This is a genomic window from Alkalicoccobacillus plakortidis, from assembly GCF_023703085.1.
GTDB lineage: Bacteria > Bacillota > Bacilli > Bacillales > Bacillaceae_D > Alkalicoccobacillus > Alkalicoccobacillus plakortidis.
This window is the reverse complement of sequence record NZ_JAMQJY010000001.1, coordinates 884215-903234: the sequence shown is the minus strand read 5'-3', so window position 1 is coordinate 903234 and position 19020 is coordinate 884215. Positions and strand designations below refer to the sequence as shown.

Sequence of the window (19020 nt, the reverse complement as noted above, 5' to 3'; positions counted from 1 at the left end):
TTAACCGAATACGAGTGATGTATGGTACTATTAAGATTGATTCAAACATATGCACAGATTGAAGGAGATTTTTGATGAATAATTTTAAACTAACCATTCAATATGATGGTACCAGATATAAAGGCTTGGCAGCGTCTTGGTAAGGGCGAAAGCACCATTCAAGGTAAAATCGAGAATGTACTCACTGAGATGGCGGGCAAATCAATTGAGATTACGGGTAGTAGTCGAACGGATGCAGGGGTTCATGCATTAGCTCAGATTGCAAATGTGAAGCTTGATGGCAAAGTGACTGCAGATGAGGTGCAGAGTTACTTGAATCGATATCTACCTGAGGACATCAGCGTTGTAAAGGTTGATTCTGTCCATGATCGTTTTCATGCTCGTTATAATTCAGCGGATAAGACATATGTCTATAAGATTTGGAATAAAGGCTATTCGCATCCTTTTCTACGTAAGCACAGTATGCATGTGGATCAGCCGCTGATCGTGAACAAATGAAAAAAGCGAGTGCTTATTTTGTTGGTGAACATGATTTTACGGCTTTTTCAAATGCAAAGTCTAAGAAAAAGTCGAATGTTCGAACAATCCGTTCTATCGATTTTTCAGAGAAGGATGGTTTTCTTGAAATCCGTATTAAAGGCGATGGCTTTTTATACAATATGGTCCGTAAGATTATTGGTACGCTAATAAAAGTGGGATTAGGTGAGATGAAAGCCGGAGCTATTCCTGGAATCATTGAATCTAAAGAACGTGAGCATGCCGGCTTTGCTGATGCTAGTGGTCTTTATCTGGAGAAGATTGAATTTAAATTAACATAATCGATCAATAGACGCTCCGGGTAGGAGCGTTTTTTTGTTTAGGTTAATCGGATTCTTTGTTCTGTAAGTAGTAAATAGCTAGTTGGGTACGATCTCTTAATTCAAGCTTATCTAATATGGTCGACAGATTGTTCCGCACAGTTCCCTCACTTAAAAACAGTTGTGTTGCAATCTCCTTATTGGAAAGTCCTTTAGCAACAAGCTGCGAGATCGATTGTTCCCGTTTGCTTAATTCACTCAGTATGTTTTCTTTAGGTGTGAGTAAGGTTTCTATGACTCGAGGGTCAAATACAGAGCTTCCTGAAGCAACACTGCGTATACTGTGAGCCATTTTTGTAACGTCTGTTGACTTGATTAAATAGCCTTTGGCACCAGCAGCTAGAGCTAGTTTGATATTTTGCTCATCGTGAAACGTAGTCAACATGATGATTAGCAGGTTAGGATACAATTGCATTAATTGTTTTGTGGCTTCAATTCCGTTCATCGTTGGCATTTGTATATCCATTAAAATGAGTTGTACATCTATTCGATGACAAAAAGTAATGGCCTCTGCACCATTACTAGCTGTTCCAACTACTTGTAGGTCTTGCTCACGTGAAAGAAGTAGCTCTAGACTTTCACATACGAGTGGGTCATCATCAACGATTAAAAGGTTCATAAAAGCGGCTCCTTTTGAGTAATAGGTAATACACAGACAAGTGAAAAGCCAGATTGTTTGTCGATTGAGACGCTCCCCCCAAGGGCACGAGCTCGTTGACGTAGATTGCGAATACCTGTGCCATTTACTTGAGAAGAATGGATGATCCCATCATTATGTACACGAAGTCGGGTGATCTGGTCTGTAATGTCGAGGTCAACTTTAATAGATGAGACGTGAGAGCAGTGCCTAGAGATATTTGTTAGACTTTCCTTTAAACAAGATTCTAATAGAACCCAATGGTGGGGAGGCGCTGATTCGGTTTGACCAGAAAGGTGAAGCTGCACAGGTGCTCCATCAAATTGATGACAGATATTTCTTAAGCGCTCTTTATGATCTGACATGATTGGTTTTAAATTATGAGAGGTATCTCGGAGCTGACGTGCAGCTTCTGATAAGCGTTCCTGCGCCTTATTAAACATTTGATTAGCATTTGGACTATTTTCTTTGCTTAGATGCTCATACGCTTGAAAAGCCAGTCTAGCTCCCGTCACTTCATGTCCAACGTGGTCGTGAAGCTCCGCTGCAATTCTATTTCGTTCCTTTAATTCTGCAAAGTGAGCAGACCGCTTTGAGGATTCGAGAAGATCTTGGTTTAATGCTTCTAACTCATACTTTTCTTGACGTTCCTCATCCATTTCTCTCTGAAGATTGCCTCCTTGAGTTTTCCACGTGTAGATACACCAACCCACAAATCCACTAAATAAAAGAGGGATAAATACCTCAGTTTGTATTGAATCATAGAAGATAAGTGCGCCAATTGCCACTAAATAAATTGGTCTGCCCCTTAGGGCAATTTCATAGACGAGTAGTATGAGGGCAAGTGATGTCCATTGCCAATACGGGATAAATAGTAAATAAATCAAGCAGTCAATTGTAAGAGTCCATGTAGGTAAAGAAAAGCGCCAACGTAATACAAGAAGCATCAAGAGAGCAAAAATAAACAAAAAACCTGTTAATTCAGGACTGACACGTATCCAGAAACTGGCCATAATCATCATACAGCCTATTCGGGCAATCCATTCCGCTCTCTGAAATGTGAGTATGTTCACTAGTTGCACCTCCTTATTTAACACAGCTTACGATTACACGATTTTCCGTTTACTACCTATTAGCAAAAACAATAGGCTGAATGCCAAGAGAATGACAAGTGGTAGAAGAAATTCTGGTAAAGAAGCCTGTGAAACAATCGCTGTTAGGCCTTTATTATACCAATAAGTAGGCAGGGAATAGGCTACTTTTTCAATGTTGTCTGGCATGATTTCGATGGGAAGCATAATGCCACTTACTAATGTCATTAGAACAACGATGACCATAAACACTAAAAAAGATGTTTCTTTATTCCGATAAATAGAAACCCATGCAAGTGACATCGATAATGCGGCAAATGCAAAACATACATATAAAAGAAATAGTCGGCCTGTATGATAGAGTTCATGACCATAAAAGATCCCACCGCTAATTAATAGTAGGATCGGCAACAGGAGAATCAGTGAAAAAGCAAGAACATTTTGAGTTAGGTAGGAGAGATTACTTACAGGTGCCATGGCAATTCGTTTGATAATTCCTTGCTGTCGATCCTCAAGTAGAATGACCGCAAGACGTACAGATACAAACAAAAGTACGACACCAAAATAATGAAATCCATAAGGGAGAGAGATCCACGAGTCTGGTTCAGAAGGTAAAAATATGAGCAAAACAGGTAAAACGATTAAAAAAAGAAGATTGGTTTTGCTTTGAAAACTACGTTTGAGTGCAAATTTGAAAATGCTCATTGAATCTTCCTCCTTCCTATGAGAATCGCTACGACAAAGCAAACGACAATAGCAGTTGCTAAAATAAGAATTGCAACCCATATATCAGCGAAGTCACCGTTATTAATCTGTTCAAATAAGGCCGTTTGAGCAAGGGATAATGGATTTCCATAGGTGCCCATGAAGTGAAAGAAGGCATTGTCTGGCAAAGAAAAAAACATGCCAGCAAGAACAATCGATCCAATTCCATATACCTCACTTAATCGTTCAGCGACTTTGAAATTTGTTGTGACCAGTGCACATAAGGTACAAACCAAGCTTGATAGGGTTGATAAAAGACTGATGACAAATAAAGCCCAAAGAAAATGACCCCAGTCCACACCAAAAGCAAAATAAGTGATGAGTACGATGGCAAAGCCTTGTAATATGGAAAAAATAGCGCCAGTGAACATGACAGAAAATGCATACAACGAACGGTTAATAGGTAGGGATTTAAGGCGCCATTTTCGGTGTGTGAATAAGTCTTCTTGGATATAGCCCATTGGATAACTTCCACCAAAAAGCTGAAAAGCAAGTACCATACTAATTGCAACAGAATCAAATACACGAAGACCTTCATTTTGTAAGTCACCTAAGATGAGATGGAAGATAGAAATTAACACCAAAGGTAAAACAAATAAAAGAAGCATGCCGATATATTCTCGAATCATTCGGACGCCGGTATATTTTATGGTAGGTAGGATCATTCTCGATCGTCTCCATCTCGAAGCTGTTTTCCGGTTAATGTAAGAAATACATCTTCAAGTGTTGGTTTTTCAGCACTAACAGAGAGTACGCCTCCTGCTTCTTTTGCCAGAGAAAGAGTTCGATCTAGGTTCCCTGAGCCCAATCTTGAGATGATCTGAAGGTTGTTGCCCTCCCGACTGACCTGTTTTACTCCTTCTAGTTTTTGAAGCTGTGTGACTAGTTCATCTGAGGCAGCAGCTACTTCGACATTGATTTTTTCCTCATGCTGAATGGTAGCAACTAAGTCTTTTATCGTACCTTCAGTGACAACATGACCTTGATCCATAATGACAACCCGTGATGCAATAGACTGCAGTTCTTCCATATAATGAGTTGTGTATAAAATGGTCATGCCTTGCTGCTGAAGTTTTTTTACTGTATCTAGAATATGGGTACGAGATTGAGGGTCAATTCCAACAGTTGGTTCATCCATAATCAGCAGCTTTGGCTTATGGATGAGTGAGCAGGCAATGTTAAGTCGCCGTTTCATCCCACCAGAAAAGGTTTTGGTTCGTTTATTTGCTTTGGATTCTAAGCCAACAAATTCTAATGCTTCTTGTATTCTCTGTTGTAACAGATCTGCTTTTAAACCATATAGTCCACCAAAAAAAGTCAGGTTTTCTTTAGCAGTTAACTCCTCAAAGATGGTTAGTTCCTGTGTAACAAGCCCAATACGTTCTTTAATGGTTGCTATATTACCAGTCAGTTCTTTACCAAATAGATGAATAGTTCCAGTATCAATTGGAATTAATCCACATAGTGCGTGAATAAGCGTGGTTTTTCAGCACCGTTTGGACCAAGCAGCCCAAGAATTTCCCCTTCTTGTATATGGAGTTCGGCATGATCAAGAACACGCTCGTTATCGTATCGTTTGACGAGATCACTGCATTCAACAATTAACATATAAAAACCCTCCTGATTAACATTTATTATACTCATTATCAGGTATGGATTGTTGAACGTGTAGTTACATTTGTCATGAAATGGGGAGGGGGAGATAGTATTTTCTCTTCAATGATTAAGGCTGGGACAGAAGTGTTTTAGCTATCATAAAAATAATGGAGTAAGACTACCGCTCCGGACATACACTCCGCTTTCCATGGGCGGCCGGTGAGCCTCCTTGTGCTACCGCACTACGAAGTCTCACCCTGACCTTCACTCCCATTGGAGTCTCCGTGTATGTCCTACGTTGGTTTTTGCTCATTTGTAAGAGGATTGGGTTACTCTTACTGGTAAGCGAAGTTCTAAAATAGTTGTGATATTAATTCGAATGGTTTGTCTTGATATTGTTTTCAACACAAAGAAATGTCACTCTATAGCCTACGTTAGAGTGAAAACTTTAATTTAAATAATATTTTCTTTTCTGTTATTTTAATCCATATATTCCCTTGTATTTATGAAGGGTGATATTCCAAAGGTTCCGTGCAATGAACGTAACCATTTTTATGATAATAGTCAATTGAATCGTCACTCGGCCATACAATAACAAATTCATACTTGTTTTCTTTCATCCACTTATTTATTGACTGTAGTAATTTACTTCCAATTCCCTTGTTTCTATACTCTGGAATCGTGTATACATTGGTCATAAATGCAAATGGATATGTTATCCTCCCAGGGCGTGGCACCTTTTGTATTAATTCTATGTATATATGTGAAATGATTTTTCCGTTATCCTCCACGACCCAAATAAACCATTGATCTCCTTTAAGAGTGTTCTCCAAAAAAGTTTGGCATTCTTTTTCAAATTCAGCGAATGATTCGTTTTTTTTTACTATCATCGTGTTCAATTGTAAAATCCCATCTCATTCTTATTAATTGCTTCATATCTTGTATTTCAGCCAACCTTATATTCATGTGATTTCTCTCCATTTCATTAGCTTAAAGTATTGCTATTAAAAATATGTTCTATAAAGTTGTCAAAAACCCTCTCCCTACATCAATATGAATAGGGAGAGATCACAACTTGATTTTCCTTTAAATTCGTTCAATACTCTTTAACTGACTGATCTCTATGGTTATACTGACTTCCGCGCTTTCTCTACAGGTGATTCGTTTTTGTTGTTGGTCCACTCTTTCAACGGCAGCGATTATTTTGCGGTAAAATCCATCTTCCCAATACACGATATGAACGGGAATGGTATATGAGAGGGATTCCATTGCGACGATACCGAGCTCTTCTAACTCCTGTTGATCTAGTAGTGGAGGATCTACGCGTTTTTCTTGCTCGTTTTGAGCACGAATGGCTTGTTTATGTTCAGGTAGCATCATACGGCTCCCCTCCCATAACAAGTTTCCACGTTTTAAGTAATCACTCATTTATAATGCCCTCCAATTTTTGCGGCACGCTCTCTGGCTTGGCCGGCCGGTAGTAGGGAGGAAGCTCGAAGTAGAGCGGTTTTACCGAAGCGAGCTTTAATAAGGTCCATTGCTTCTCCCAGCTCCCGGTTCTCTTGCTGCTGTTTGTGTTCAAATAAATCAAGCTGAACAGAGTCTCCGTCAGAAAGACTAGAAAGCGAGATGCCTAAGCGGCGTACAGGTTTCCCATCCCAAAATTGATCAAGTAGCTGACAGAGATGCTTGTATATGGTTAATGCAGCATTTGTCGCATAAGGCATAGTAAACTGGCGGTGAAAACCTGTGCGGATCTCGTAGCTTGCACCCGAAACACTAAGTGAGACGGTTGAACCGTGGACGTGATTTTTTCGAGCCCGCTGACATACTTCTTCACACAATTCAAGCAAAACGATGTGAATATCTGCTTTTTCTGCATAATCATAAGGCAGGGTCATACCATGTCCAATTGCTTTTTGACCATCGTGAGTGGAAATCTTCACAGGTGAATAATCAACCCCATGAGCGTTCATCCATAACACCTGACCATGTATTCCCCATCTCTTTTTGAAGAATTCAACTTTTGTCGCAGCTAGTTGCCCAATTGTACGAATACCTCGGTCATAGAGATGACGTTTCATTTGACTACCAACCCCAAACAAGTCTTCAACAGGTAGAGGCCAAAGTGTGTCCTGAAGCTGGTCTGCCTTTAGCTCGTATATTCCTTCTGCATTTTTTTTAGCAAAATGATCACAGGCTAGCTTAGCTAAAATCTTATTCTCGCCAATCCCAACTCTAGCTCTTACCCCGCACTGATTCCAGATTTGTGTTTGAACCCTTTTGGCAATCTCTAGAGGAGAACCAAATAGCCGTTGGGAATTGGTTACGTCCATAAATTGTTCATCAATGGAATAGGGTTCAACCAAGTCTGTATAGGTCTTCAGAATAGATGTAATCTCCATTGATACTTCGATATAGTCCTGCATGTGTGGAGGAACAATAATTAATTGGTTGCATTTTTGTTTAGCTTCCCAAAGACGTTCTGCATTTTTGACACCGTAATACTTGGCTTCCTTAGAAGCGGCTAAAATAACCCCACTACGCCGGTTTGGATCACCGGATACGACAAGGGCTTTACCCTTGTACTCAGGTCTTCTAGCCACTTCAATAGAAGCGTAAAAGCTTTCCATATCAACTAAAAAAATAACACTCTTCATTTTTTTCACCTCGTGGCGAATGGATGTTCTTATTATATGCGAATATACGTTCTTATACAACTAGAAAAAAGAACCAATAGCTTGGTTCTTTTGATCTTGTATCTTATTCAGCTTTTTTGACGCTTGCGTGCAAGGTAAATAAGTAACGCACCCATAATGATGACCATAATCCCAATCGAAACAGCAACAAGGATAATAGGTAGATTTCCAACGCTAGATGGTCGTCCTGCCGCAAGCAATAGTGATTGAATCCATACAATCAAAGCTACCCCACCTCCATGTAGAAAGCATCTACTACAACTATGTCCAATAGAAAGGGGGTTCATTCGTTTTAAAGTGAGTGACGGAAACGACGATTGATTAGAGCCAGTCGAATCCAGAAACCAATCGCTGCGCAAGTAAGTCCGATAATAATACCTATCCAAAAACCAAACGGTCCCAAATCAGTTAAAGTCGCAAGGAGATAACCAGAAGGGATCCCGATTCCCCAATAGGAGATCAACGCAATAATAAAAGGAATTGCAGCGTCTTTGTAGCCACGAAGTACACCTTGTAAAGTGGCTTGAGCTGCATCAGACAGCTGATAAAAAATCGCAAAAACAAAGAAACTCATGGCAAGTTGGACAACATCTTGATTATCTGTGTACAGATACGAAATGGATTCTCTAAAAAAGTAAAGTAACACAGAAGCAACCGAAATGATGAGCATCGAGGCTGTAATCCCAATCTTACTATACTGTCTGGCGTCTTTTAAACGACCAGCACCGATTTCGTACGCTACAACAATGGTTAGTGCCATCGACATACTAAGTGGGATCATAAATAACAAGGATGCAAAATTTAACGCTGCTTGATGAGCGGCAATAACATCAGTTGTAAACATGCGACTAACTAGCAACGTGACAAAAGAAAAGATGCTTGCTTCAAAAAAAATAGATAGCCCCATGGGTAAACCTAACGCAAGTTGACCCTTCCAGGCCTTAAGCGACGGACGGAACCATGTAGAAAAGAGTGCATACGAACGAATAGAAGGGATTTTGAAAGTCATAAACACACTCAAGCCAAAAATGATCCAATACGTGATCCCAGTGGCATAACCAGCTCCGATCCCACCGAGTTCTGGAAAGCCAAACTTTCCAAAAATCAAGATGTAATTAAGAAAAGCACTGATAGGTAGGGCGATCAGTAGGATAACCATTGTAATTCGTGTGAAGCCTTGTGCATCAAAGAAAAAGCGCAGAACATTTGATGCAAAAAGTGGAACAAGACCAATAGATAGTCCGATTAAATAATGTTTTGCAATATGTGAAACCTCTGCCTCTAAACCCATAAATTGAAGAATAGAAGGCAAGAAAAAAATGCCAGCGAGATACACAAGTAGCGCTAAGATGACAGACAGATACAATGCTTGGAGAACAGAGCGAGAAATGCTTTGTTTCTCTCCTTTTCCAAGAAGCTGAGCGATGATTGGGGTAACGGCCATCAGAATGCCATTAAATCCAGTCAAAATAGGTGCCCAAAGACTTGAGCCAACGGCAACGCCAGCTAGGTCAGTGGTTCCAGCTCGACCAGACATCATTGTGTCGATCACATTCATGGCATGGTAACTAATCTGAGTAATGAGGATCGGCCAAAGAATAAGTGTGTACAATTTAATTTTTTGTGAAATAGATATAGCAGAATACATGATGCAACTCCAGTAGGCACAAAGGGAAAACGTCACGAGCATTCGTAACGTTTTCCCTGCTGTACACAATATTAGTTAGAATTTGATTCTTGAGCCTTTTCTTGATCTTGTTCTTGTTGAAATTCTTGCTCGGCCGCTTCTAAGTCTGTTTCAGAAACATCTCCAGCAATAATTCGTTTGGAAGACGTAAGATGCTCTTCGTCAGCTTCTACATAGGCTTGTATGTGATAAATGCCGTCTTCTTCAAAAGAAGTGTCGAGTGTGTAAACACCAGAATCAGCTTTTTGGGCGGCAACAGTTGTTCCTGAATCTCTTTCACCATTACGCCATATTTCAAAATCAACGTTTTCTACATCCGTGAAGGGTTCTTCTCCCAAGGTTACACGGACAGAGATCGTGACCGGTTCATGCAAGGCTGTTTCGCTTGGTGCACTTAGATCAGCTTCAAGTGTATCGAACGTATCCTCTTGGTACTGAATCGATTGATTCTGCCCAATCGCGCAGCTTGCAATCATGAAAAGGGCAACAATAGAAAATGCTAGAAGTCCTTTTTTCATGATAAACACCTTTCCTAAAAATATATAATACATTCTTGTGAACCAAGAACGAGTATCGTAAAAGAGCTGTTCTTTTTATTTTAGCATAGAGTAAAGCCTTTTATAAGCCATGTATAAAATCTCTCCCACTACACACGATAACAAAAAAAGAGGTGAAAAACATGTTCAAACGAAAGAAGCGGCATCACACTGGTTATATGATCGGAGGGGCTGCAGGTGGATTCCTAGCAGCGGCGGGTTTGTATGCTCTCACAAATACAAAAGCAATCAAACGAACAGGTTCAAATCACAAGAAAGAGGACCATCATTTGACCGAAGCCATGATGGAGTCTGGTGATGACATTCTTGCTGGAATGAAAGATGTCGTAGAGGCTACTCAGTCCAAATCGTCAAACAAAGAGTCATCGAAACCAGAGCTAGCCAAAGTTATTCAAAAAACACTTGATCATGATCCGTTTTAAAATCGTTCCGATGCTCGATATCTTTCTCAGCCCAAGCCGTCGCTTGGGCTATTTTGCGCTCGGTAGTAGCAGGAAAAAAGGTGGATCTTGTCGATCTATAATTGTTTTTAGTTGAAACAAGCTCCATTCAAAAGGTATCCTGTATGAAAAAGATGACAGAGAAACGGGGAGGAGCTACGTATGGATCGCTTGAATAAGTTTGTAGAAAAGCTAATAAATCTCGATTGGATCAATATTGCACTATCCATCGGGATCTTTTTACTCTTCCTAATTTTCAGGAAAGTGTTCACAAAGTATATTAATAAGTTGATAATTAAACTATCAAAAAGTAGTTCGACAAAAGTGGTAACCAATGTTTTAAAATCATATGAAAGGCCACTGCGGCTGCTATGGGCCGTGATCGGTACGTATTTAGCTTTTCAATATCTAGATTATTTGAATCTAACGGATAAAGGTTTTGTACAAAACGTATATCGGTCAAGCATTATTTTTGTTGTAGGGTGGGGACTATATAATTACACAGCAAACCACTCAACGGTTATTTATAGTTTTGCTAATAAGGCGGAACTGGATAAAGAAAGCATGCTTATTCCTTTTTTATCAAAGATCTTGCGCTTTTTAGTGATTGCCATCACGCTCGCGATAATTGTTGATAATTGGGGATTTAATATTAGTACATTTGTTGCCGGTCTTGGTATAGGTGGTCTTGCTTTTGCACTAGCTGCCCAAGATACAATTGGAAACTTTTTTGGTGGGATCATCATTATTACAGAACGTCCTTTTAGAAAAGGAGACTGGATTGAGACACCAACAGTAGAAGGGGCAGTTGAAGACATTACATTTAGAAGCACCAAAATCCGAACGTTTTCAGATACACTGGTCATTATTCCGAACTCCACGTTGGCTAATGAGGCAATTACAAACTGGGCTGAAATGGACAAACGGCGTGTGTATTTTAGTCTTGGATTAAGACAATCAACGTCTAGTGCAAAGCTTCAGCAACTACGAAATCGAATTGATGAAGAGCTTCAGACCTTTGATGACATTGTAGAGGGTTCAGTTATTGTCAGGTTTGAAGAGTTTTCAGAATCAGGATATAACCTAATGATTACGTATTTCACGGATACAAATCAGTGGGCACCCTTTATGGAAATTAGAGAAAAAGCACACTTTCGTATCATGCAAATACTAGAAACAGAAGGTGTTCATGTATCTGCACCAAGCTAACCTAGTAATGACAGAACAACCCGTTCCATTTGTCACTGCAGATAAAAAAGAGTAAAACAGAAATGTTTTACCTCTCGAAAAACCGACCCGTTATGTTAGTCGAACAACATAACGGGTCGGTTTTTTGTGTATTAAAAATAAGAAGATGAGGTTGATGCTTGAGTCAATCTATCTCTAATTTAGCTGCTTTGCTTATATGCAAGCTTGACGAAATTGGAGAGGTTTGGCTTTCACCATTGCCGATGCCGAATATTTACCGGGGTAATAATCTTCTTCTTGCAAATTAGACGATTCATTTCTTCTTTTGCTTTTTCGAGTGTTTGAACCTTAGAATTGTCAGAGTTATGCAATTGATTGAACAGAGTATTATATCCATTAGAATCTAGCGCTCCTACATCCCGGTAGCGTTGTGACTGCAGAGTCCACTTTCTCTCTCTGCCTTTTGATTTAGAACATTACTATTACACTGCTCCATTTCCCGTGACTCTAGAACTATTTATCAAAAAAGACAACGATTCAAGGAAGAAGGCGCCGATATAAACAGGGAAGACTAGTATAATAGATGTATTCTAACTAAAGGGGTTTCACCATGCGCTATACGACCATTGAACTCACGCAAGCAAATGAGAAATTAGGTAAACAAATTTATACAAGTGATGGCAGGGTCCTATTAAATGAAGGGGCTTCGCTCACTCCTACATTAATTACAAGACTAAAAAAGCTAGGAATCCAAGCTGTGTACCTTCAGGACCCTTTTGATAAAGAAATTAAAAAAGAAGATATGGTGTCGGATGAAGTAAAAAGAGAGACGCTTGCTACTTTAAAAGGATCCTTTCAGTTTGTACAAGAAGGTGCAGGTTTTGAACTAAAATCCATTCAGCAGTCTGTCAAAAATATTGTAGAAGAAATTTTGGCGCATAGCCATTCCTTGTTGAGCTTAACAGATATGCGTACAGAGGATAATGGACTCTTTATTCATTCATTAAATGTGTGTATGATCTCTACCATTGTTGGTGTGAAACTTGGATTATCAAAATCCAAGTTATATGAGCTGGCAACAGGAGCTCTCATGCATGACATTGGAAAAATGGCAACTGAAAAAGACAACGAACCACAGGTCGAACTGGGACATCACCACACATGGCGAGGATTTAATGTGCTTCGTAAAAATTCTGAAATGAGTTCGTTATCTGCCCATATTGCCCTCTCTCACCATGAACATGTAGATGGCAGTGGAATGCCACGTAAGCTGTCTGAAAAAGATATTCATTTGTTTGCGAAAATTGTGTCTGTGGCGAATGCATTTGATCATCTAATTAGCCCACTTCGGCCGAGTGGAAGGATGTTGCCTCATGATGCGTGTGAAATCTTAATGGGGCTAACAGGAGTTCGGTATGGTCACCAGATCATCGCTCACTTTCTCAAAACGATAGCCTTTTACCCAACGGGCATCCAAGTGGTGTTATCAACTGGGGAGTATGGCATTGTATCTGCCCAAAATGACGGGATCCCGCAGCGGCCGTATGTAAGAATTTTTAAAATGGAAGGTCACGGGCAAGGTGAATTTCAAAAAATAGATATAAACTTATTAGAGCACCCAACAATATTCATAGAAAAAATAGTAGACTAAGATACAAAAAAGAGTTTGACCCCGGTCAGACTCTTTTAATTTGCTATTTCTTCGTATTACGAAGTAAAGAATATGATATACTGGCTAACGAAAAAGGAAAGAAGAGGAGTACTATTTTGGCTATTTTTATTCAAGTTGTTTTGCCTGTTATCTTAATATTTGTAGTTGGTTTTCTATTACAAAAGATTGCGAAAATAGATATTCGCCCAATCTCAACGATGGCGATTTATGTAATGACACCTTGTTTGGTGTTTAAAACATTTTACGAAACAGAGTTAAATAGCCAGTATACATACATGGTCATTTTTTCGTTTTTATTAATGTTTATCTTAATCTTTTTATGCAAAGTGTACACAAAGATTCGCAAAATTGATCTATCTACAGAAAACGCACTCATTCTTTCTACGGCCTTTATGAACACTGGTAATTACGGTACACCGATTATTTTATTTGCTTATGGTGAAGCTGGTTTTGAATTCGCTATCTCTGCAATGGTGCTCCAATCTATCCTCATGAACTTTTTTGGAGTCTATTATGCGGTTAAAGGTAAAGCCGGAATTCGTATTGCGATGAAGTCCGTTGCAAAAATGCCTGCTTCTTATGCAGCTGTCCTTGCGCTTTTACTTAATGTGTTCAACTTAAGAGTACCAGAAAATTTATTTGGAACGATTGACCTTATTTCAGATGCGGCGATCCCAATGGTTATGGTCATTCTTGGAATGCAGCTAGCGATGATTAAATGGGGACATTTTGATTGGGCTAATATTACCTTTAGTGTTGTTTTAAGAATGTTTATTTCTCCTTTAATCGCATGGTTACTTGTAATGGTGATGCCGATTGATCCTTTACTAGGCAAAGTATTAATAGTGTCAGCTGCAATGCCATCAGCGGCGACAATTGTTATGTATGCTGTCCAGTTTCAAGCACAACCAAAGCTCGTATCAAGTGTAACGCTCATTACAACAATCATAAGTATCCCAACGATCACACTCTTAATTATTCTATTGGGATGATTTGCATTGCAATTTGAGAGGGAAGTCTTTATGATTATGTGTATACTGCAACGTAACTGCTAGGAGGATGACGACATGAAACAAATGGATGCAAATGAAATTATTAAATTTATATCAGAAAGCAAAAAGAAAACACCGGTAAAAGTACATATTAAGGGAGACCTTGATGGAATCTCTTTTGGCGCGGATACACAAGCTTTTATTAACGGACAAACAGGTGTGCTTTTTGGTGAGTGGGCTGATATCGAAGCGGCTATTAAGGAAAACAGCGCAAAGATTGAAGACTATGTAGTCGAAAATGACCGTCGTCACTCTGCCATTCCACTTCTTGATCTAAAAGGAATTGAAGCTAGAATTGAACCAGGTGCGATCATTCGTGACCAGGTTGAAATTGGTAAAGGCGCTGTTATTATGATGGGTGCAAGTATCAATATCGGTGCTGTTATCGGTGAAGGTACGATGATTGATATGAATGCAGTACTTGGAGGACGCGCAACGGTCGGTAAAAACTGTCACGTAGGTGCAGGATCAGTCCTAGCTGGTGTCATTGAGCCGCCTTCTGCTAAGCCTGTAATCGTTGAAGATGACGTTGTAATTGGTGCAAACGTTGTTGTTCTTGAAGGTGTGACAGTAGGAAAAGGTGCTGTAGTTGCAGCTGGTGCGGTTGTAATTGAGGATGTTCCAGCTAACACGGTAGTTGCTGGTACGCCTGCACGTGTGATTAAGGAAATTGATGAGAAAACAAAGAGCAAAACTGAGATTAAACAAGAACTTCGTCGTCTAAACGACTAATACGGATGTTTGATAGGGAGAAGCCTTGTCGCCAGTACAGGTGACAAGGCTTTTTTTCATTTAGTGAGCAAATGAGGAGTGGGGAAATGTCTAATTGGAACGAGCGTAACAAAGAAGTCATAATGAACACTTATGGAAAGCTACCACTGGTCATTGACCGAGGTGAAGGTGCTGAACTAATTGATGAAAATGGCAAGCGTTACCTCGATTTTATTACAGGATTAGCGGTTAATATTGTTGGCCATTCTCACCCGGAGATTGTGCAAACATTACGAGATCAAGGAGAGAAATTCCTTCATATTTCAAACCTTTATGTCAATAAACCGGCAGTTGAGTTAGCTGAACGACTGCTCGCAGTAACGTTTCCTGGAAAGGTATTCTATACAAACTCTGGAGCAGAGGCGACAGAAGCAGTGATTAAACTCGTTCATAAATGGACAAAACAGCAAGAGACTGGCCAAGACGGGATCGTTGTTTTGAAAAAAAGCTTTCATGGTCGTACGTTAGGTGCATTAAAGTTAACCCGTCAACCTGGTGTGTATCAGGACTTTCCAGTTAGCGAGTTTCCAGTGTATGATGTCGAGCCACATGATATTAAGGCGCTTGAAGCTGTATTAAAAGAAAAGAAACCCGCTGCTCTTTTAATGGAACCGGTTCTTGGTTCTGGTGGTGTTGTTCCGCTTGAATCAAATTATCTGGAACAAGCAGCCAAACTTTGTCAGCAGTATGGTGTGTTATTCTGCATGGATGAAATTCAAACAGGAATTGGTCGAACTGGAAAGCTGTTTGCCTATCAGCACACATCCGTAAAACCAGATGTCGTGTTATTTGCAAAAGGAATAGGTGGAGGCCTTCCCCTAGGTGGGATCATTGTAAAAGCAGAACATGGGGAATTATTTAAACCAGGTGATCATGGTACAACCTTTGCTCCATCTCCGTTAAGTGCAGCGCTTGGAAACACGGTGTTGAAGTTGTTAATCGATGATGGTGTTTTAGAAGCGGGACGTCGCGCTTCAGAGAAGCTCCAAACTGAATTACAGTCTTTGCAAAACGAATTTGCCGAGCACATTGAGTCAATCCGTGGTTTAGGAATGATGATTGGAATAGTCATGAAGTTTGATGCAAGTAAAGTAAAAGAAATTCAGCAAACATTATTAGAACGAGGCATGTTAGTTGATGTGACTCAGCAGACAATTATTCGCTTACTTCCACCATTAATTGTGTCTGATGAGCAGATTGAATATTTCTTACAACTATTTAGAGACGTGTTACAAGAGGTGAGTGAATGACATCAGAAGAACTACTAAATCTTAGACGACAATTTCACCAGATTCCAGAAATCGGTTTTCAGGAAACAAAAACACAGCAGCTCATATTAGATGTTCTGGAGCCAATGATTCACGAGTACTGGAGCATTAAGCTGTGGCGTACTGGTGTGATCGTGTACATTAAAGGATCGGACCCGAGTCAAACCTTAGCGTATCGTACAGATATCGATGGATTACCAATTGAAGAACGTTCAGGTATTCAAGAATTTGTCTCCAAACATAGTGGCATGATGCATGCATGTGGTCATGATTTCCACATGACCATTGCTCTCGGTGTGCTTTCTCACTTTTCTGCGCATCGTCCTACTGACAATGTATTGTTTGTCTTTCAACCTGCAGAAGAAGGACCAGGTGGTGCAAAACCAATGCTTGAGGAAGGTGTGCTGAAAGAATGGTGGCCAGATCAGATTGTGGCACTGCATATCGCTCCGGAGCTTCCTGTTGGAACGGTATCTACTCGAGAAGGATTACTATTTGCCAATACCTCAGAGCTTTTTATTGATCTAAAAGGAAAAGGCGGACATGCAGCCTATCCTCATACGGCAAGAGATATGGTTGTTGCAGCAAGTCATTTTGTGACACAGCTGCAAACAATCGTAGCTCGAAATGTGAATCCACTTGATGCTGGCGTTGTTACTATTGGTGTAATTCAAGGTGGCACGAAGCAGAATATTATTGCTGAATCAGCTAGAGTTGAAGGGACCATTCGTAGTTTGTCCATTGAATCAATGACAGAGATAAAACGTCGAATAGAAGCAATGGCTAAGGGTATTGAAGCATCATTTGAATGCGAACTCACCATTGATTATGGCAGTAACTATTGCCAAGTCGCCAATCATTCAGAATTGACCCAAGAGTATATGACATTTGCCAAAAGGGATGCCGATGTTGCATTTGTTGAAGCGCCTGCTGCAATGACAGGTGAGGATTTTGGATACTTTCTCGAACAAATACCTGGATTTATGTTCTGGTTAGGTGTAGACAGCCCCTACGGCCTACATGATGCACGACTAAACCCGAATGAAGATGCAATAGAAAAAGCAGTAACACATCTCACTTCATATTTTACATGGAAAATGAAAAAATAGTTCGACAGGTGAAACGGTCATTGTAGTGTCCGTTTCACCTGTTTTTTTATTAGTGGTGGCATCGAATAACATTTAACCTTCTGGGTAAGCTAGCAACGCAACCTATTTAATGTCTAGGAGGAATTTTATATGGCTCGTATTGGAGTAGAACAGTCTTTAACATCTGTAAGCGAGGAATTAACATCAAAAGGGCATGAAGTCATTTCACTTAAACAAGAAAGTGATGCCGAGTCGTGTGACTGCTGTGTAATATCAGGCCAAGATCAAAATGTAATGGGTATACAAACTCATGTGACGCAGGGAACCGTCATTAATGCAGATGGAATGTCTGCAGCTGATGTGTGTGAGCGTGTAGAGCATACATTAGGAAGCCAAATATAATCTTTTTCAAACACAGAACTGTTACATCTGTCGGATATTTAGACGGTGTTACAGTTCTTTTTTTATAAAACACAACCTATATCAAAAATAAGAGATCCATCTCCTTTATAATGATGGAAGGAGGTGTATATGGACGAAATGATGCAAAAAATGATTAACTGGATAGAAAATCATTTGGTTGAGGACTTTTCATTAAAAGAATTAGGTTGTTACATGGGTTACTCACCTTATTATTGTTCGTTTAAATTCCATCAATTGGCCGGAATGACGATAAAAAAATATATATCTCTTCGAAAAGTTTATCTTGCTTCAATCGATCTAAAAGAATCAAATCAAAAAATGATTGATATTGCTTACAAATATAGATTCTCTTCTCAAGAAGCTTTTACACGAGCATTTAAGAAAATATACGGGATTAGCCCGGCCGCTTATCGAAAAAATCCACAGCCATTACAGACCATAGTAAAATTAAATATGAATGGTGTAAAAGGGGTGTTCTCAATGGATATATCCGAAAAAATGAAAATAGAAGCCTTACAAAATAAAGTACAACAGCAATTCGATCAAGATATATTAAATGTGTTGAATGGACAACTCATGTATGAAGAATTTAGTAAAGAGAAATTAATGGAGCATAGTGACTATGTCCCTTTTAATGAAGCGATGTGCTCTAATCAAACGAGTAAAGAGATTTTCAGTCCAGAATTTATAAAAATAAGAGCGGCCGGACATTACGTACCAATCAACGAATACGAGACGACGGTTATAACTGCATTAGAACCTTTATTTAAAAATAAATATACGTGTATTATTTTATGGTTTGGTAACGATATGTTTTGTCAGATGAATATGCTGACACTATTAGCATACTTAGAACAACAGGGTTATATAGGGAAAGTATATTTTCATATGGTCAAAGAAATAGAGCAGTCATTTGATGTGGAAGAAACAGAAATTGAGCTTGGAGGTTTTGAAGACATCTACAATCAAGTGATGATTAACAAACAGCTTCCTACAAACCGTATGATACCTGTTATGTATCAAGGAATTAGGTTATATCTTGACTATCAGAAGAAAGAGAATGAATTGACTTCGTATATAAAAAATCACTTGGACATGCCGCAAATGGATTTGATAAGAAAAATGTTTACGCTGTTTCCGCAATACGGAATAGGCGATTTGCAATATATCAAGATGATAGAAGAGATAAAAAGCGGGAAATAGTACAAAAAAAGAAGCGGGAAGATTGT

The 19020-nt window shown here is 39.4% G+C and carries 21 protein-coding genes and 1 pseudogene; 10 read left to right on the top strand and 12 right to left on the bottom strand.

Annotated elements, in window-relative coordinates:
- Positions 1-74 precede the first annotated feature (74 nt).
- Positions 75-818 (top strand): annotated as a pseudogene (gene truA / locus NDM98_RS04855) (tRNA pseudouridine(38-40) synthase TruA).
- 43 nt (positions 819-861) lie between these two features.
- Here truA and NDM98_RS04850 read toward each other — a convergent pair.
- The 12 genes from NDM98_RS04850 to NDM98_RS04800 form a co-directional block, all read right to left on the bottom strand.
- Complete coding sequence (locus tag NDM98_RS04850) at positions 862-1476, bottom strand: response regulator transcription factor (RefSeq protein ID WP_251605020.1); 615 nt, start codon at positions 1474-1476, stop codon at positions 862-864.
- Complete coding sequence (locus NDM98_RS24435) at positions 1473-2567, bottom strand: sensor histidine kinase (RefSeq protein WP_251605019.1); 1095 nt, start codon at positions 2565-2567, stop codon at positions 1473-1475. The genes NDM98_RS04850 and NDM98_RS24435 overlap by 4 nt, the downstream gene beginning before the upstream one ends.
- Before the next feature lie 33 nt (positions 2568-2600).
- Positions 2601-3290, bottom strand: a complete 690-nt coding sequence (locus NDM98_RS04840; RefSeq protein ID WP_251605018.1) for an ABC transporter permease — start codon at positions 3288-3290, stop codon at positions 2601-2603.
- On the bottom strand, positions 3287-4015 hold the full coding sequence (locus NDM98_RS04835) for an ABC transporter permease (RefSeq protein ID WP_251605017.1): 729 nt from the start codon (positions 4013-4015) through the stop codon (positions 3287-3289). Before NDM98_RS04835 ends, NDM98_RS04840 begins: the two co-directional genes overlap by 4 nt.
- Entirely contained in the window at positions 4012-4782 is a 771-nt protein-coding gene (locus tag NDM98_RS04830; RefSeq protein WP_308807730.1) for an ABC transporter ATP-binding protein, read from the bottom strand. Before NDM98_RS04830 ends, NDM98_RS04835 begins: the two co-directional genes overlap by 4 nt.
- A gap of 20 nt (positions 4783-4802) precedes the next feature.
- A complete protein-coding gene (locus NDM98_RS23855; protein WP_307728659.1) occupies positions 4803-4958 on the bottom strand; it encodes a hypothetical protein in 156 nt (51 codons plus the stop codon).
- Positions 4959-5449: 491 nt separating this feature from the next.
- A complete protein-coding gene (locus tag NDM98_RS04825; RefSeq protein WP_251608951.1) occupies positions 5450-5836 on the bottom strand; it encodes a GNAT family N-acetyltransferase in 387 nt (128 codons plus the stop codon).
- A 196-nt stretch (positions 5837-6032) separates the two neighbouring features.
- Positions 6033-6374, bottom strand: a complete 342-nt coding sequence (locus tag NDM98_RS04820; protein WP_251605016.1) for a YolD-like family protein — start codon at positions 6372-6374, stop codon at positions 6033-6035.
- A complete protein-coding gene (locus NDM98_RS04815; RefSeq protein ID WP_251605015.1) occupies positions 6371-7606 on the bottom strand; it encodes a DNA polymerase IV in 1236 nt (411 codons plus the stop codon). Before NDM98_RS04815 ends, NDM98_RS04820 begins: the two co-directional genes overlap by 4 nt.
- 107 nt (positions 7607-7713) lie before the next feature.
- Entirely contained in the window at positions 7714-7869 is a 156-nt protein-coding gene (locus NDM98_RS04810) for a hypothetical protein (RefSeq protein WP_251605013.1), read from the bottom strand.
- A 68-nt stretch (positions 7870-7937) separates the two neighbouring features.
- The gene (locus NDM98_RS04805) at positions 7938-9293 is read right to left on the bottom strand and encodes an MATE family efflux transporter (protein ID WP_251605011.1); all 1356 of its coding nucleotides are present in this window, start codon (positions 9291-9293) and stop codon (positions 7938-7940) included.
- A gap of 71 nt (positions 9294-9364) precedes the next feature.
- Positions 9365-9850 carry a FixH family protein gene (locus NDM98_RS04800; protein WP_251605009.1) on the bottom strand — a complete coding sequence of 162 codons (486 nt, stop codon included), beginning with the start codon at positions 9848-9850 and terminating at the stop codon, positions 9365-9367.
- 161 nt (positions 9851-10011) lie between these two features.
- Between NDM98_RS04800 and NDM98_RS04795 the strand changes: the two genes are divergently transcribed.
- The 9 genes from NDM98_RS04795 to NDM98_RS04755 all read left to right on the top strand — a co-directional run bounded on the left by NDM98_RS04795 (position 10012) and on the right by NDM98_RS04755 (position 18994).
- Positions 10012-10311, top strand: coding sequence for a hypothetical protein (locus NDM98_RS04795; RefSeq protein ID WP_251605008.1), 300 nt, complete (start codon positions 10012-10014; stop codon positions 10309-10311).
- Between the two features lie 180 nt (positions 10312-10491).
- Positions 10492-11538 carry a mechanosensitive ion channel family protein gene (locus tag NDM98_RS04790; RefSeq protein WP_251605006.1) on the top strand — a complete coding sequence of 349 codons (1047 nt, stop codon included), beginning with the start codon at positions 10492-10494 and terminating at the stop codon, positions 11536-11538.
- Positions 11539-12127: 589 nt separating this feature from the next.
- The gene (locus NDM98_RS04785) at positions 12128-13168 is read left to right on the top strand and encodes an HD-GYP domain-containing protein (RefSeq protein WP_251605005.1); all 1041 of its coding nucleotides are present in this window, start codon (positions 12128-12130) and stop codon (positions 13166-13168) included.
- A gap of 116 nt (positions 13169-13284) precedes the next feature.
- Positions 13285-14181, top strand: a complete 897-nt coding sequence (locus NDM98_RS04780; protein ID WP_251605004.1) for an AEC family transporter — start codon at positions 13285-13287, stop codon at positions 14179-14181.
- A gap of 75 nt (positions 14182-14256) precedes the next feature.
- Positions 14257-14973 (top strand): 2,3,4,5-tetrahydropyridine-2,6-dicarboxylate N-acetyltransferase, encoded by a 717-nt coding sequence (gene dapD, locus NDM98_RS04775; protein ID WP_251605003.1) that lies wholly within the window; start codon positions 14257-14259, stop codon positions 14971-14973.
- 86 nt (positions 14974-15059) lie between these two features.
- Complete coding sequence (locus tag NDM98_RS04770) at positions 15060-16262, top strand: aspartate aminotransferase family protein (RefSeq protein ID WP_251605002.1); 1203 nt, start codon at positions 15060-15062, stop codon at positions 16260-16262.
- Entirely contained in the window at positions 16259-17389 is a 1131-nt protein-coding gene (locus NDM98_RS04765) for an N-acetyldiaminopimelate deacetylase (RefSeq protein ID WP_251605001.1), read from the top strand. Before NDM98_RS04770 ends, NDM98_RS04765 begins: the two co-directional genes overlap by 4 nt.
- A 129-nt stretch (positions 17390-17518) precedes the next feature.
- Positions 17519-17770: a YkuS family protein gene (locus tag NDM98_RS04760; protein ID WP_251605000.1), complete on the top strand. Its 252-nt coding sequence runs from the start codon at positions 17519-17521 to the stop codon at positions 17768-17770.
- Between the two features lie 129 nt (positions 17771-17899).
- Positions 17900-18994, top strand: a complete 1095-nt coding sequence (locus tag NDM98_RS04755; protein WP_251604999.1) for a helix-turn-helix domain-containing protein — start codon at positions 17900-17902, stop codon at positions 18992-18994.
- Positions 18995-19020 lie beyond the last annotated feature (26 nt).

What these genes read in the sequence shown, in the direction of transcription:
- NDM98_RS04850 (WP_251605020.1), bottom strand. Translation starts at nt 1,476, where the DNA reads ATGAACCTTTTAATCGTTGATGATGACCCACTCGTATGTGAAAGTCTA.
- NDM98_RS04840 (WP_251605018.1), bottom strand. Translation starts at nt 3,290, where the DNA reads ATGAGCATTTTCAAATTTGCACTCAAACGTAGTTTTCAAAGCAAAACC.
- NDM98_RS04835 (WP_251605017.1), bottom strand. Translation starts at nt 4,015, where the DNA reads ATGATCCTACCTACCATAAAATATACCGGCGTCCGAATGATTCGAGAA.
- NDM98_RS23855 (WP_307728659.1), bottom strand. Translation starts at nt 4,958, where the DNA reads ATGTTAATTGTTGAATGCAGTGATCTCGTCAAACGATACGATAACGAG.
- NDM98_RS04825 (WP_251608951.1), bottom strand. Translation starts at nt 5,836, where the DNA reads ATGATAGTAAAAAAAAACGAATCATTCGCTGAATTTGAAAAAGAATGC.
- NDM98_RS04820 (WP_251605016.1), bottom strand. Translation starts at nt 6,374, where the DNA reads ATGAGTGATTACTTAAAACGTGGAAACTTGTTATGGGAGGGGAGCCGT.
- NDM98_RS04815 (WP_251605015.1), bottom strand. Translation starts at nt 7,606, where the DNA reads ATGAAGAGTGTTATTTTTTTAGTTGATATGGAAAGCTTTTACGCTTCT.
- NDM98_RS04805 (WP_251605011.1), bottom strand. Translation starts at nt 9,293, where the DNA reads ATGTATTCTGCTATATCTATTTCACAAAAAATTAAATTGTACACACTT.
- NDM98_RS04800 (WP_251605009.1), bottom strand. Translation starts at nt 9,850, where the DNA reads ATGAAAAAAGGACTTCTAGCATTTTCTATTGTTGCCCTTTTCATGATT.
- NDM98_RS04795 (WP_251605008.1), top strand. Translation starts at nt 10,012, where the DNA reads ATGTTCAAACGAAAGAAGCGGCATCACACTGGTTATATGATCGGAGGG.
- NDM98_RS04790 (WP_251605006.1), top strand. Translation starts at nt 10,492, where the DNA reads ATGGATCGCTTGAATAAGTTTGTAGAAAAGCTAATAAATCTCGATTGG.
- NDM98_RS04785 (WP_251605005.1), top strand. Translation starts at nt 12,128, where the DNA reads ATGCGCTATACGACCATTGAACTCACGCAAGCAAATGAGAAATTAGGT.
- dapD (WP_251605003.1), top strand. Translation starts at nt 14,257, where the DNA reads ATGAAACAAATGGATGCAAATGAAATTATTAAATTTATATCAGAAAGC.
- NDM98_RS04770 (WP_251605002.1), top strand. Translation starts at nt 15,060, where the DNA reads ATGTCTAATTGGAACGAGCGTAACAAAGAAGTCATAATGAACACTTAT.
- NDM98_RS04765 (WP_251605001.1), top strand. Translation starts at nt 16,259, where the DNA reads ATGACATCAGAAGAACTACTAAATCTTAGACGACAATTTCACCAGATT.
- NDM98_RS04760 (WP_251605000.1), top strand. Translation starts at nt 17,519, where the DNA reads ATGGCTCGTATTGGAGTAGAACAGTCTTTAACATCTGTAAGCGAGGAA.
- NDM98_RS04755 (WP_251604999.1), top strand. Translation starts at nt 17,900, where the DNA reads ATGGACGAAATGATGCAAAAAATGATTAACTGGATAGAAAATCATTTG.